Below are 13,172 nucleotides of genomic sequence, written 5' to 3' on the forward strand. Positions count from 1 at the left end.
ATACGAGCACGACCCTCAGATCCTCGTGCTGCGGTCGGCCCAAAATCGCTCCCGCACTTCCTTCTTCAAGACCTTGCCATTGACGCTGCGAGGGAGCTGGTCGACGAAGACGACCGCCTTGGGCGCCCGCACCGGGCCGAGCCGCTCGCGGCACCGGGCGATCAGCTCCGCCTCGCCAACGGTCTGCCCCGCCTCGAGTTCGACCACAGCGGTCACGACCTCACCCCAGTCGGGATGCGGGGCGCCGACCACCGCGCAATCCCGCACGGCGGGGTGGCTCCAGATCACCTGCTCGACCTCGCCGGGAAAGACGTTGAAACCGCCAGAGATGATGAGGTCCTTCTTCCGGTCGGTGATGTGGAGGTAGCCTTCCGCGTCGCGATGCCCCAGGTCGCCGGTGTGCAGCCATCCGTCGACAATGGTCTCCGCGGTGCGTTCGGGATCCTTGTAGTAGCCCTTCATCACGAGATCACCCCGGACACAGATCTCGCCGGTCACACCCGCGGCCACCTCCGCCCCGGACTCGTCCAGAATCGCCACCGTGGCCAGCGGATAGGGTCGTCCGCACGAACCGAGTCGGTGCTCGGGCGCAACCCGTCCGTCGATCAGGTGCTCGTCGGGCCGCAGGAACGAGATCGCCGCGGGGGCTTCCATTTGCCCGTAGCCTTCCAGAAAGACCGGCCCGAGCCGCTCGATTCCGGCGCGGAGTTTCTCGGTCGACATCGGCGCCGCGCCGTAGGTCAGGTAGCGCAGGGACGAGGTGTCGGCAGTCCGCTGCCGCAGCACCTCGAGCAAGCGGTAGATCACCGTCGGCGGAAGGAACAGATCCGTGACGCGGTGCCGCTCGATGGCATCGAGGACCCGCTCCGGTGTCGCGCGCGGGATGATGACGACTTCGCCCCCGCGTGCGGTGGCCTGCAGGCTGAACAGCCCGGCCGTGTGCGTCATCGGGGCCGCGGCCAGGTTGACGATGGGTGCGCCCGCCGGATGGACCAGCGCCATCATCTGGTGGGTCACCATCGCCGACAGACTGCGGTGCGTATTCATGACGCCCTTGGGTGCACCGGTCGTTCCGCCGGTCGGCGCCACGGCGACCACGTCGTCCATGGCGTAGCCGACCCGCGGTGGCGCGGTGGGATGCTGGGCGGTCCAGTCCTGCAGGGTCACATCGTCGGTCCCTGCCGCCAACGCGATGTATACGCCGACCCCGGGTGCCGCCGTCTTCAGTTCCGCTACCTGGTCGGCGAGAGCAGGGTGGTAGAACAACACTTCCACGTCGAAGCGCCGCAACAGCCGGATGTTCTCGCTCACCGGATGGGCCGGGTTCAGCGGGACCCACGCCGCGCCCGCGCGCCATGCGCCGAGTACGCAGATCCACGCCAGCGGTGAGTTCGGCGACAGCACGGCGATTTTCGATTCGCGCCGCATGCCGGCGCTCAGTAGCGCATGGGCGATTCGGCACGACAGCGCACCGGCTTCGTCGAAAGTCCAGACCTCGTCGTCGGTCCGGTAGGCGACGCCCGCCGGATTGATCGCCCGCCCTCGATCGAAGAAATCGATGATGGCCATGTCTCACACCCTTCCCAGCACGATGACGGCGGTGACCGCTTCCTCGCCGCGGTGGAAACCACCGCCGTTCTCCGCCAACGCGATTCGCGCCCCGTCCACCTGACGCGGACCGGCGTTGCCGCGCAATTGTTCCGTGAGCTCGAAGATCTGGCCGAGCCCACTCGCCCCGAGGGGATGCCCCTTGGATTCCAGGCCGCCGGAGGGATTCACCGGAATCCTGCCCCCGAGCGTGGTCTCACCGCGCAGCGCCGCCGGTCCACCCGCACCGAGCGGAACGAGGCCGAGCAACTCGGTCTGCAGGATCTCGCCGAATGCCGTGGCATCGTGAACCTCGGCCACGTCGATGTCCTCCGGACCGGCTCCTGCCAGTTCGTAGGCGCGTGCGGATACCGTACGGCTCGGGTGTCCCTCGAACGTCGTCGCGTCGCGGTCCGCTCCGCTGCCGAGGACGGCGGCGAGAACCTGCACCGATTTCGGCGCGCCGAGCCGCCGGAGCCCGGCCTCGCTGCACACGATCACCGCGGCCGCGCCGTCGGTGATCGGCGCGCACATCGGGACGGTGAGCGGGTACGACAGCTGCCGCCCCGCGAGTACGTCCGCCACGGTCATCGGCTTGCGGTAATGCGCGCGCGGGTTGTCGGCCGCATGGTCGTGATTCTTGGCCGCTACCGCGGCGATCTGTTCCTGGGTCGTGCCGTGCAGACGCATGTGGTTGCGAGCGATAGCCGCGTAGATGTCCATGAAGACCGAGCGGCGCCCCAGGTCGTGGTCGTCGACGTCACCACCCAGCTCCAGCAGGACGCGCTCGAGCGCGGCGGGATCGGACACGTCGTAGGCGCTGTCGAACATCGCCATGGTTCGTTCGGGGTCGTCGACGTGCATGCGCTCCACGCCGACGGCCAGCGCGACATCGGCGGCCCCCGACCGGATCCGATCCACCGCGAGCGCGAACGCGGAGGCGCCCGTAGCGCAGGCGTTCTCGACGTTCACGATCGGAATGCGCTGAATACCCGAGGCCCGCAAGGCGATCTGCCCCGCGATCATGTGCTGGCCCTCGAGCGCACCTTGCGTGGCGGTACCGAAGAACGCGGCGTCGAGTGCGTCGGCGGAGGCACCGCAGTCCCGCAACGCGTCGGTGACGGCCCAGCGGGTGAGATCGTTGACGCTCTTTCCGGCGTGTCTGCCGAACGGCGTCATTCCGACACCGGCGACCCAGACGGGGGTTGTCATGATTTTCCTTTCGATTCGGAAGTCGTCGATGCGGTCCGATCGACGCCGGCCCGCGCCGAAGGCGGTGCGGAGTCGCATCGACCGCGCGGGACGACAGGAGTCGTCGCTAAGGGCGCTCACCGATCGGCTGGTGATCCGCCAGGAGTCGACTGCCGAGGAAATCCAGTACTCGGTGTAGGGCGGCCTGGGTAGGTTGGCCCGGTTCGTCGATGAGGTGTTCGGTCAGGACCGAGTGGGGATCGAGCACGGCGTCCGGGTTGGCGGCCGCGTCGTCGAGTTCGATCGCGATGAACGCGTCGCCGAGTTGGTCGCGCAGGAAGTCGAATCGTTCGGCCGGAGAACGTCGATCACCGCAGAATCGCAGGCCCATGACCGAAAGTCCGTCGGCGCAACGTTGTTTGACGCGGGCGAGGTCCGAAGCGGACAGGTCGATGGAGTATTTCTGTCGCGAGGTGAAACCCAGCGGCAGCCCCGGCTGGGACAGCACGGGCGCGATCAGACGGTCGTCGACCGCCATGGCGAGGGCGAATCCACCGGTGAAGCACATCCCGACGGCACCGACACCCGGTCCGCCGCAGCGGCGGTGCTCGTGTTCGGCAAGCGCACGCAGCCAGTGCACGACCGGTGAGGTGCGGCCGGTGGCCAGCACCACGAACTCCCGGCTGACGCAGATCGGCCCGAGCTGACCGGCGACGTTCGCCAACGCGGAGACCAGCCCGTGCGCGGCGGGGCTGGGGTCACGACCCGGGTTGCCGTACAGGTGCGGCACCACCGCCGTGCACCCCAAACCCGCGACGCGGCGGGCGAAGTCGAACACCTCGGGTGAGATGCCCGGAAATTCCGCCATGACGATTACGGCGGGACCGGCGCCTTGGCGGAAAAGTGCGCGGGTCTTGCCGTCGTAGGTGAACGAATCGCGCTCGAAGTCGTGAAGATCGTCGTCGCTCATGTGTAGCCCTTCTCGTGAACGGGCCCTCACTATCGACCGGCAGGACTCGCCGGTTATAGGAAAAATGTTCCCCGATGCGCCCGGAGTCACCGCTGTCCCTCGACAGCGCCGTCGATGAACAGCGGCGTCGACGAGACCGGGACCCGAAGCACTCCCCCAGCGATGTCGACCGGCACCCGAGCACCGTGGACATCCACTACATGCGCCCGGAGAAACGGCCAGTCACAGACGAATTCGTTCGGTGAATCATCCTGATCGGCCATGCCGCGCCGCTCCCAGACGACCAGCGCCGGAGTGCCGTGATTCCGCTCGGCTTCGAACAAGTACAAGTCGGGACGATCGGTGACGGTGATCCGCCGAACCCGGGTGGCGCCGTCGAGCAGGCGTGCCATCGACTCGAAGGTGTCGGCGGCCGGATGCCGCCGACCGATGATTCCGCCCGCACTGTCCAGAAGCTGGAGTTTGCCGAACATCAGCGCACCCGCGGCACGGCTGTCGCGATAGAACTCCCATTCGGGGGCGATCGGGTAGTACAAGTTGCGCCGGATGCCCTCGGCGAGCGCGAGCATCGTGCGCACCACCACATCCCGGCAGGCCAGCCTGTGCCGGTGTTCCTCCAGTTCCGGTGCGCACCCGTTCATGAACATCTGCAACGTGGGCGGCAGTTCGGCCATGCGCTGGTAGAGCTCGACCACCGGCGCGTCCGCCGTGGCTTCGATCTCTTCGAGGGTGTCGGGCATAGGAGCCTTCCCAAGGAACTGCTGCTGATGAACCGCGAGCACATCGGCCAGATGCGGCAGATTGTCCGGGAAATCCGTGGGCAGCGGCCCGCTGTGTTCGCTTGCGACGACCGGCTTTTCGCATCCGTGCGCGGCCAGCTGCGCTCGGCATGCTCGCACCAGTTCCGGGACGGTGTACGGGTCGCCGTAGGGGTGGATGTCGAAAACGTCGAAATGCTCCGTTCCATCCCGCAGCACCTCTCCGAAGAAGCGACCCCAGGTGTGCGCTCCGGCCGGTCCGTCGCCCAGCATCGCCCCCGGCACCGCCGCGCCGAGTACCACCAGCGCCGCGGGGTCCGCCTGTTTCACGGCCTCGTGGAAGACCCGCAGCTGAGCGACATAGTCACCGGCCGTACCGGCCCAGAACAACGGCAGGCAGGGCTCGATCTCGCACTGCCAGAAGCGGATTCGGCCCGGCTGGTGCGCGGCGAGCTCTCGGACGAAGCGATGGTAGCGGTCGATGTCGATGGCCGGCGACGCGGGCAGCCACCGGGTGGCGCGCCGCGTGGCCCAGTGCGAACCCGCGCACACCGTCACCCACGCCTCGTCGCCGTCGGCGAGTTGGTCCAGCAACGCGTCGAGCACGTGCAGATCGAACCGGCCGGGTTCCGGCTCGACCTGCGACCAGTAGATGTTCACCCGGACGATGCCTGCGCCCAGCGCCCGCGCCTGTGGCACGAACTCCTCGGGTCGGCCGAACAGCCCGTAGGTGGTGCCACGCACCACCCCGAGACGAATTCCGGGCAGCAGTTCATCCGCGGATACGGCAGAGGCCATGGTCGTGCTCCTTTCAGCGCCAAATAGAGGACTATCAGTACTCTATTAGTGCGCCAAGCTACCACGAGATTCCGCCACCAAGGGACGTATAGTCCTCTAAGTGAACGGAATGAGTGGGCCGGACGGGCCGAGCCGCGCGGACGATCACCGCAAGGCGCCGCGACGGCGTGGCGAAGTGTTGGAGCAAGCGATACTGCGAGCGGCGGCGGAAGAACTCGCCGAGGTCGGCTACGCGGGCTTCGGCATCGACCGAGTCGCCACCCGCGCCGGAACCAACAAAACCACGATCTATCGCCGCTGGCCCAGCCGCGCGGCACTGGCGGTCGCGGCGTTCCGCGAGGCCGCCCTGACCGACGACGTGCCCGACACCGGCGACCTGCGCACGGACGCACTCGCGGTACTACGCGCCGCCGCCGATCGAATGACGTCACGACAGGGAGAGCTACTGCACGTACTGGCCACCGAAATGCACAGCCAACCGGACCTGCTCCGCGAAGTTCGAGATCAGCTGTTCGACACCAGCGTCACCCGATGGCTGACGATTCTCGGTCGCGCCATCGCCCGTGGCCAAGCCCGCCCCGAAGCACTGTCGCCGCGAATCGCGACCGTGGCGGTCGATCTACTGCGCAACGAGTACCTTGTCCGCGGCGTCACCACCATCCCCGACAGCACCATCACCGAGATCATCGACACCATCTACCTGCCCCTCGTGCGGCCCCACATCGGGCAGGGCGGCGAATGAGAGCGCGCCGCCTACTCGGACCGCGTCGAGCGCGTCAGAAGTGCGCGGCGCCACCGTCGATCGAAGTCGAGTGGCGTAATTTGTCGAGGGTCGTGGAGCGCGACGGCGGGCGCATGCGTCACGGTTGGGCGAGCGAGTGCGTCGGGGTGATGGTCCGGATGTGCAGGACGACGTCGAACCAGTCGCCCAGTCCGGCACCGGCGATGTGATGATCGACGTCGCGGTCAGGGCGGTAGGTCCCGATGATGAGGCGGAGCTTCGCGGGCCGATGCAGCCATTGCCGAACCGCGCCCGCGGGTGCGGTCCGCAGATCGAGCAGGTAACTGCCGAGTTCGGGTTGGTCGAGCACAGTGTCCGCGAAGCCGTCCGCCGGAGCGGGCACAGCCAGGTCGGCGCGGACGTTGCCGTGATGAAAGGTAACTGCGACCGACAGATAACCGGTTCCGAAGCGGTCACGGAGCAGGGATCCCGTGTTCGGAAACCGTTGTGACATAGCGGCAACGGTGAGCTCTCGCGCGACGGCGGTGTTGGACACTCCTTCCCAGTACACGATCCGGTGCCCGGTGCGGTCGTGCCAGTCCACTATGCGGCGAGCGGCATCGACGGATTCGGCGGCGAAGTCACGGCGGCCCGAGGCGGTGCTGTTCTCGTGGTACCGCACGATGAGGCGAGCCGCGTCCAGGATTTCGGGTGCGCCTGCGGCGCCCAGCAACGACTCGACCAGCGTCAGCGCGTCTCGGGCGTGGTCGGCGAATGGGCGCCCGGGGTGGGTGCCGTTCGCGCGCTGTATGTGCTCGCCCAGCCGATGGGCTGTCACAATCGGGTCGTAGTGCGATCTGAGCTCCGCGATCCTTTGCGGCGCAGCTCTTTCCACGAACCTAGTCACGCGCTCGTAGTGCGCCGGTTTGGCGGCCTCGGGAGCCAGGCCGAACAGGCGCACCGGATCGTGCGGATGCGCACGATTGAACTCGCGCGCCCACTCCAGAACCGCGATTGTCTCGGCGGTGCGCCACGGCACCCACACATCACCCAGAATCGCCCGCACGTCCCCGGCACCCGTCCGCGCGTATTCGTCCATGGCCGCCACGACGGATTCGTCATCGAGCAGGGCGAGCGCCCGAAAACCCAGAGTTTCCACGAACAGTCGCGATATCCGGTGTGCGGTCACGGACAGTTCGTGCCCCGCGCGGGTCGTCGCGCCGACTCCGACGACGACCGTGCCGTCAGCCCGGTCGGCCAACGCCGCCAAGTCCATGAGCGACCCATCGGCGTCGAGCGTGGCGAGGGGGCGGGCGCGGTCGCGGATCCAACGCGTCACGTGCGCGGAGTCGTGCGTCTCATCCGACATGGTCTGCTCCTCGGCGAACGGGCCCGCCGGACCTGGCTCGGCGGAGCGCTATGGAAAATACCTTTGCGATCAAAGGCATTTATCTTTGCTCGCAAAGGTACTTTCGGGATGGAGCGGATGTCAATTGCCGAATCGCGGTCACCGAGCCCCGTCCGCCCCGCCTACCGCGACCAACGCGCCGCGATGAGGTCGGCCGCGCCGGAGCGCAGGAAGGACCGATCGAGTGAGCCGAGCATCATCGGCGTCATGAGCGATGGCGGGCGGCGACAGTTTCTCAGGATTGCCCGGCGGCGCGATCCGCGGGCGTCGCGCGATGCGCTGTCGCCTTTCCCGCGAGGGTCAGCAACTCGCCGAACACATCGGCTGCTATCTCGGCGAGCGACCGCTGCTCGTCTTCGCGAATCCATTGCGTGAAAGCGATCCCGAACACCGTGATGCACGACTCCGCCGCCAGCCTCGCGGCGAGGTCGTCGACGCCTCGCGCGCGCAGGGCGTCGGCGACCGTCGTGGCGAGACCTGCGAGCTTGTGCCGCTCGCGTTCCTGTAGTGCGGGGTTCTGGTCGATCACGAATTGTCGTGTGCGGGAGTCCGACCGGCGTTCGTCGGGAAAGAACGACGCTACGGACTGCAGCGCGGAGGCGACGATGTCGATCGCGGACGTGTCCGGGGGTGCGGCGTCCACGCCGGTGACGAACGCTTCGACCAGTAAGCCCTGTCCGCGGAAGAGAACCTCTCGCTTGTCACTGAAGTGACGGAAGAACGTGCGTTCGGTCAGGCCGGCGGACTGCGCGATCTCCGTGGCGGTGGTCTGTTCGAAGCCCCGGGTGGCGAACAGTTCGAGCGCGGCCTGCCGCAGCCGCTCCGCGGCCCCAGGTTCCCAACGTGCCATGTCGCCAAGTGTAGTGATGACAGCTAATGACATGAAGGCGTAAGGTGATGTCTGTGACTGACGTCAGTCACAGACATCACCTCGCAGGGATCGCTCCCCCGCTCAGCGGCGGAGTGGACGAAGGAGTTCACGTCATGCATGTTTTCGTCACCGGAGCCTCTGGATGGATCGGCTCGGCCACCGTCGCCGACCTGCTCGCCGACGGCCATGAGGTCACCGGACTGGCCAGATCCGACGGATCCGCCGCAGCCCTCGAGGCCAAAGGCGCCCAGGTCCGCCGCGGCGACCTGGACGACCTCGACAGCATCCGCTCCGGAGCCGAGGCGGCCGACGCCGTCATTCATCTGGCGAACAAACACGATTGGTCCGACCTCGCCGCCTCCAATGCGGCCGAGCGAGCCGCCGTTCAGACCATCGGCGACGCGCTCGCCGGCACCGGCCGCCCCTTCCTGCTCGCGTCGGGCGTCGCCGCCCTCAGCCAGGGCAGGCCCGCGACGGAGGCCGACCCTTCTCCGTTCCACGGCCCCGACTCGCCGCGCGGAGGAAGCGAGAACTTGGCGCTCGAGTACGTCGACCGCGACGTGCACACCGTGAGCCTGCGTTTCGCGCCAACCGTGCACGGCGCCGGGGACCACGGTTTCATAGCGACCCTCGCCGCGATCGCTCGCCGGACCGGCGTCTCCGGCTACCCCGGCGACGGCGCCAACCGGTGGGCCGCGGTCCATCGATCCGACGCCGCCCGACTGGTCACGCTCGGCCTCGGCAAGGCCCCGGCGGGAGCTCGCCTGCACGCTGTCGCCGAAGAGGGCGTGCCGAGCCGCGTGATCGCCGAGGCGATCGGCCGAGCACTGGACCTGCCCGTGACCTCAATCGCCCCACAGGACATCCAAGGTCATTTCGGGTGGATCGGCGCATTCTTCGCGATGGACCTCTCGGCAACCAGCGAGGCGACGCGAGAGCTGCTGGGCTGGACACCTACCGGACCGACCCTCATCGAGGACCTCGACGCCGGTGCCTACACGGCGCACTGATCGGCCGCCGCAAGTTCATGCCGTCGCCGGGGCGGTTCCACTGGCGAGCCTTCCACCGTGGTCACCGGTAGCCTCCCCGACCCAGCACGCCCTGTGGCGATCATCGCCTCGGCGACGATAAGAAAAGACCGGTGTCCGCACCGGTGCGGCCTCGGGCATCGAGCACGCGGCGGCGTTCACCCGAACCAGGTCGAAGACCACGAGGGATTCGGTTCATCCAACCCGTCGGCGGGGCCGGGGCAAAGGATCCGGAACGACCTTTGCGGCCGAGGCAGCGGTGTCGATCATGCCGGACCGACGCCGGCCGCGCGGGCGGGGTGGAGATACTTCATCCGACGCGGTGCGGCACGCCCCGAAGTTCGCAGTGCCAATGCATACAGCCGCAACGCGTGCCGGTCCCCCGGGCGCTGCGGCACACCGAGGAGATCCCGCGCTCGCGGATGCTGGATCGCCCGCGCCACCGAATTCGGTAGCGCCCGTGGTATCCACGCATCCGGGCGCAGCACCTGCGGCGCCAGCCCCACCGCGGCCGGACTCGTTCGCAGCGTCGTCGCGCAGGTCTCCTCGACGTAATTGCGAAACTCGGGCAGCGTGTGCGGCATGTGCCGTGCCGAAATACCGTAACGGCCATACCATTCGACGCATTCCCGATAGAGCCGATGGCTTTCTTCCGGTGTCAGCGGGCGAATGAACATATTGATCGCGAAGAAGAGTGTGTCGACATACGTCGCATGCTGGAAGAAGAAAAGATCCGGCCGGAGCGCGTGATAGCGAGCGCCGAAATCGTCGCTGCCCTGCACGTGGGCGTGCCCGGCGTGGATCAGCGAGCGCAGATCCCGGTCGGAGTAGGCGATCTGCACAATCGCGTTGACGGTGCGGCGCTTGTGCAACCACAGCCGGTAGGTCACATGCTCGGTGAGCGCCGTCGCGATCGCGGGATGCAGAATTTGCAGGGCTACCGCTCTGGGAAGCGCCAGCGCGAAACGCCGGTCTCCGAGATACTTCCGCAACAGCGATCCGGGCTCACTGACGGTCTTCACACCAGCGGCTTTCCGAGCGCGCGCCGCCTGCGCATATCGTGCAGATAGTTGTCGAAGGGATACAGCCGCCAACGCTCGGGGAACACCCGCAACACCAGTCCGATCGAGCGCATCGTCAGCTCGAAGACACGCTGGCGACGAGCGCTCCAATCCAGGCCCAGTTCATCGCGGAACCTCTGCGGGAGAAAGCCCGTGGTGAAGAACCGATTCGTCCGGCGGAACGCCAACCGCTCCAGGCGTCGATAGGGGCCCAGATCGATGACCTGGTCGAGCAAATAGGCCCGCACCTCATCGTCCAGCGTGAGATCCGAAAGCTTCGAGTCCCAGTACTCGGCGAACGCGGCACGGTCGCGCGGCCACACCTCCGCGCGCATCTGCAATGTCGTCCCGAATCGGCTCGACTCGCGGTACACCTCGTCGGCCAGCTCTTCATCCATAGGGCCGTAGAGAAAGGTAAGGGAATCGACGGTGCCGCGGTAGAGGCACGCGGCCACCCACAATTGCAGTTCCGGATCGAAAGCGTTGTACTTCACCGGACTGTGCGGGCCGGACCGCACGTGGCGATGCGAGGTGTTGACCGCCACGCGATAAGCCTCCCGATCTTCCTCGGTACCGAGCATCGCCACGGCCAGGTAGGTCAGCGTCGTACGGCCACGCTTGCGTGGATGCACGGTGTATCTGCCGCTTTCGACCGTGCTTTCCACGACGCCGCGGCCGACGGGGGGCAAACTCAATTGCATCACCACGTTGGCCGGGCCACCCAGCAGTGCTGCGGGGCCCGCCATATAGCGGCGGCGCCGTCCGAGATCGGCTTCGGCAGCAGTCAGCGGCTGTGCTGACGGTTCGGATCGAGACATGCCCAGCTCCAGCGATATGATGACATAAACTTCGCTCCATTATCTCACCGAGACAGCCGTTCAGCAATCTCGAACGCCACGCCCCAGGCGGCCGCTCCTACCGATTATGTGAACCATGATTCTTCTTCTGAGGTAGGCTTCATCGCGCAGCGGGCCGCATCGGCGGCGCCGCTCGCCGACAGGGTTCGGTCGCCGATCTGCTCAACTGGAGGTGTCGATGACCAAGACGTCATGGTCCCCGCTCACGGCGGTCCGGTCGGTGGCCGACCTGGCCTCGGCCGCCGTCGTGCTGGCCAAGCGCGGAATGGTCGATCCGGCACGTCCGGCGGAGACCATCCGGGTGATGCGCGAAGCTTCCGTGTACGGCCCGTTCGTCACCACGCTTGCCCATGCCACCCGCCGCCACGGGTCCGCACCCGCGATCGTCGACGAACGCGGAACACTCACCTTCGATCAACTCGACAAGCAGTCGAACGCACTCACCCGCGGCCTCGCCGCCGCCGGAATCGGCCCCGGCACCGTGCTCGCCGCCCTCTGCCGCGACCACCGCGGAATGGTGCTGACGCTCTTGGCGGCAGGGAAGCTGGGCGCCCGCCTGGTGCTGATGAACACCGGTTTCGCCAAGCCACAGCTCGCCGAGGTCGCCGCGAGGGAGAACGTCGGCGCGATCTTGCTCGACAGCGAATTCGTCGAACTGCTCGGCGCTGTCCCCGAACGTGTACCGCGGATTCTGAGCTGGGTAGACGAGACCGACCAGGTCGAGGGGAACACACCGACGATCGACTCGCTCATCGCCGCCGAGTCGACCGCGGCGCTGCCGCCACCGCGACGCCCCGGCGGGATCGTCATCCTGACCAGCGGAACCACCGGCACGCCGAAAGGCGCCCCGCGGGACAAGGTCTCGCCACTGCAGTCGGCGCAGTTCCTGCACCGCGTGCCGTTACCATGTGCGGACACGGTCGTGATGGCAGCTCCCATCTTCCACGGCACCGGCCTGTCACAGTTCACTCTCGGCTGGGCATTGGGCAACAAGATCGTCTTCCAGCAGCGCAAATTCGATCCGCGACGAACGTTGGCGAACGTCGCCGGTCACCGCGCCGCCACCTTGGTCGTCGTACCGACCATGCTGCAGCGCATCCTCGATCTCGGACCCGGCGTCCTCGAGCAATTCGATACCAGCTCGCTGCGGGTGATCTTCACAGCCGGAGCGCCGGTATCACCGGACCTGAGCCGACGCACGGCCGACGCCTTCGGCGATGTGCTGTACAACCTCTACGCCTCCACCGAGGTCGCGGTCGCCGCCGTGGCCACCCCGCACGACATGCGTGTGGCGCCGGGCACTGTCGGCAGACCGCCCGTGGGCTGCCGGGTCGCCATCTACGACGCGCAACGTACCAAGATCACCACCCCCGGCGAGGTGGGCACGATCTTCGTCTCCAGTGGACTCAGCTTCTCCGGCTATACCGACGGCCGGAACAAGGAGATGGTCGACGGACTGCTGTCCAGCGGCGACGTCGGCCACTTCGACGCCGACGGCCGCCTGTTCATCGATGGCCGCGACGACGACATGATCGTCTCCGGCGGCGAGAACGTCTACCCGCTGGAGGTGGAGAACCTCCTCGCCGACCGTCCCGACATACTCGAAGCCGCGGTCGTCGGCGTCGACGATCGCGACTTCGGTAAACGTCTGCGCGCCTTCGTCGTACCCGCTGCGGACGCCGAGCGCGACCCGCAGGAGATCAAGGACTACGTCAGAGCGAACCTGGCGCGCCACAAGGTGCCTCGCGACGTGGTATTCGTCGATGAACTGCCGCGCAATGCCACTGGCAAGCTGGTGCGCCGCGCCTTGGAGGAGGCCGACATCTAGCTGTTGTATGCCATCACCTGCGTATCGTCGTTGTCGTCAAGTGATTCACGGATCGCGACCTGCGCGGCATGCGGCAGCGTATGCATGATCTCGC

At 67.2% G+C, this 13,172-nt stretch carries 11 protein-coding genes; 3 read left to right on the plus strand and 8 right to left on the minus strand.

Translation table 11 applies throughout. The features are described from left to right. Window positions 1-15 precede the first annotated feature (15 nt). From ACWESM_RS30180 to ACWESM_RS30195, 4 genes are all read right to left on the minus strand, one after another. Window positions 16-1,569 carry a class I adenylate-forming enzyme family protein gene (locus ACWESM_RS30180; RefSeq protein WP_364426735.1) on the minus strand — a complete coding sequence of 518 codons (1,554 nt, stop codon included), beginning with the start codon at window positions 1,567-1,569 and terminating at the stop codon, window positions 16-18. Between the two features lie 3 nt (window positions 1,570-1,572). Continuing rightward, on the minus strand, window positions 1,573-2,799 hold the full coding sequence (locus ACWESM_RS30185; protein ID WP_452494651.1) for a thiolase family protein: 1,227 nt from the start codon (window positions 2,797-2,799) through the stop codon (window positions 1,573-1,575). A 106-nt stretch (window positions 2,800-2,905) separates the two neighbouring features. Beyond that, the gene (locus ACWESM_RS30190; protein WP_364426741.1) at window positions 2,906-3,748 is read right to left on the minus strand and encodes a dienelactone hydrolase family protein; all 843 of its coding nucleotides are present in this window, start codon (window positions 3,746-3,748) and stop codon (window positions 2,906-2,908) included. Between the two features lie 86 nt (window positions 3,749-3,834). Continuing rightward, window positions 3,835-5,304: a hypothetical protein gene (locus ACWESM_RS30195; RefSeq protein WP_452494653.1), complete on the minus strand. Its 1,470-nt coding sequence runs from the start codon at window positions 5,302-5,304 to the stop codon at window positions 3,835-3,837. Between the two features lie 109 nt (window positions 5,305-5,413). Here ACWESM_RS30195 and ACWESM_RS30200 point away from each other — a divergent pair, with 109 nt between their 5' ends. Then, window positions 5,414-6,046, plus strand: a complete 633-nt coding sequence (locus tag ACWESM_RS30200) for a TetR/AcrR family transcriptional regulator (RefSeq protein ID WP_452494674.1) — start codon at window positions 5,414-5,416, stop codon at window positions 6,044-6,046. Between the two features lie 118 nt (window positions 6,047-6,164). Here ACWESM_RS30200 and ACWESM_RS30205 read toward each other — a convergent pair whose 3' ends face one another. Beyond that, window positions 6,165-7,394, minus strand: a complete 1,230-nt coding sequence (locus tag ACWESM_RS30205) for an erythromycin esterase family protein (protein WP_452494655.1) — start codon at window positions 7,392-7,394, stop codon at window positions 6,165-6,167. 274 nt (window positions 7,395-7,668) lie between these two features. Further along, window positions 7,669-8,283 carry a TetR family transcriptional regulator gene (locus ACWESM_RS30210; RefSeq protein ID WP_364426750.1) on the minus strand — a complete coding sequence of 205 codons (615 nt, stop codon included), beginning with the start codon at window positions 8,281-8,283 and terminating at the stop codon, window positions 7,669-7,671. Between the two features lie 134 nt (window positions 8,284-8,417). Between ACWESM_RS30210 and ACWESM_RS30215 the strand changes: the two genes are divergently transcribed. Next, on the plus strand, window positions 8,418-9,314 hold the full coding sequence (locus tag ACWESM_RS30215; RefSeq protein WP_452494658.1) for an SDR family oxidoreductase: 897 nt from the start codon (window positions 8,418-8,420) through the stop codon (window positions 9,312-9,314). Between the two features lie 284 nt (window positions 9,315-9,598). Here ACWESM_RS30215 and ACWESM_RS30220 read toward each other — a convergent pair whose 3' ends face one another. After that, entirely contained in the window at window positions 9,599-10,354 is a 756-nt protein-coding gene (locus ACWESM_RS30220; RefSeq protein ID WP_452494659.1) for an oxygenase MpaB family protein, read from the minus strand. Then, window positions 10,351-11,211, minus strand: a complete 861-nt coding sequence (locus ACWESM_RS30225) for an oxygenase MpaB family protein (RefSeq protein WP_364426759.1) — start codon at window positions 11,209-11,211, stop codon at window positions 10,351-10,353. Before ACWESM_RS30225 ends, ACWESM_RS30220 begins: the two co-directional genes overlap by 4 nt. 217 nt (window positions 11,212-11,428) lie before the next feature. On the opposite strand from ACWESM_RS30225, the gene ACWESM_RS30230 reads away from it, so the two are divergent. Further along, complete coding sequence (locus ACWESM_RS30230; protein ID WP_397278062.1) at window positions 11,429-13,078, plus strand: acyl-CoA synthetase; 1,650 nt, start codon at window positions 11,429-11,431, stop codon at window positions 13,076-13,078. Window positions 13,079-13,172: the final 94 nt, after the last annotated feature.

This window comes from Nocardia sp. NPDC003999 (assembly GCF_053604885.1).

What these genes read in the sequence shown, in the direction of transcription:
- ACWESM_RS30230 (WP_397278062.1), top strand. Translation starts at nt 11,429, where the DNA reads ATGACCAAGACGTCATGGTCCCCGCTCACGGCGGTCCGGTCGGTGGCC.
- ACWESM_RS30210 (WP_364426750.1), bottom strand. Translation starts at nt 8,283, where the DNA reads ATGGCACGTTGGGAACCTGGGGCCGCGGAGCGGCTGCGGCAGGCCGCG.
- ACWESM_RS30205 (WP_452494655.1), bottom strand. Translation starts at nt 7,394, where the DNA reads ATGTCGGATGAGACGCACGACTCCGCGCACGTGACGCGTTGGATCCGC.
- ACWESM_RS30180 (WP_364426735.1), bottom strand. Translation starts at nt 1,569, where the DNA reads ATGGCCATCATCGATTTCTTCGATCGAGGGCGGGCGATCAATCCGGCG.
- ACWESM_RS30195 (WP_452494653.1), bottom strand. Translation starts at nt 5,304, where the DNA reads ATGGCCTCTGCCGTATCCGCGGATGAACTGCTGCCCGGAATTCGTCTC.
- ACWESM_RS30215 (WP_452494658.1), top strand. Translation starts at nt 8,418, where the DNA reads ATGCATGTTTTCGTCACCGGAGCCTCTGGATGGATCGGCTCGGCCACC.
- ACWESM_RS30190 (WP_364426741.1), bottom strand. Translation starts at nt 3,748, where the DNA reads ATGAGCGACGACGATCTTCACGACTTCGAGCGCGATTCGTTCACCTAC.
- ACWESM_RS30185 (WP_452494651.1), bottom strand. Translation starts at nt 2,799, where the DNA reads ATGACAACCCCCGTCTGGGTCGCCGGTGTCGGAATGACGCCGTTCGGC.
- ACWESM_RS30225 (WP_364426759.1), bottom strand. Translation starts at nt 11,211, where the DNA reads ATGTCTCGATCCGAACCGTCAGCACAGCCGCTGACTGCTGCCGAAGCC.
- ACWESM_RS30200 (WP_452494674.1), top strand. Translation starts at nt 5,414, where the DNA reads ATGAGTGGGCCGGACGGGCCGAGCCGCGCGGACGATCACCGCAAGGCG.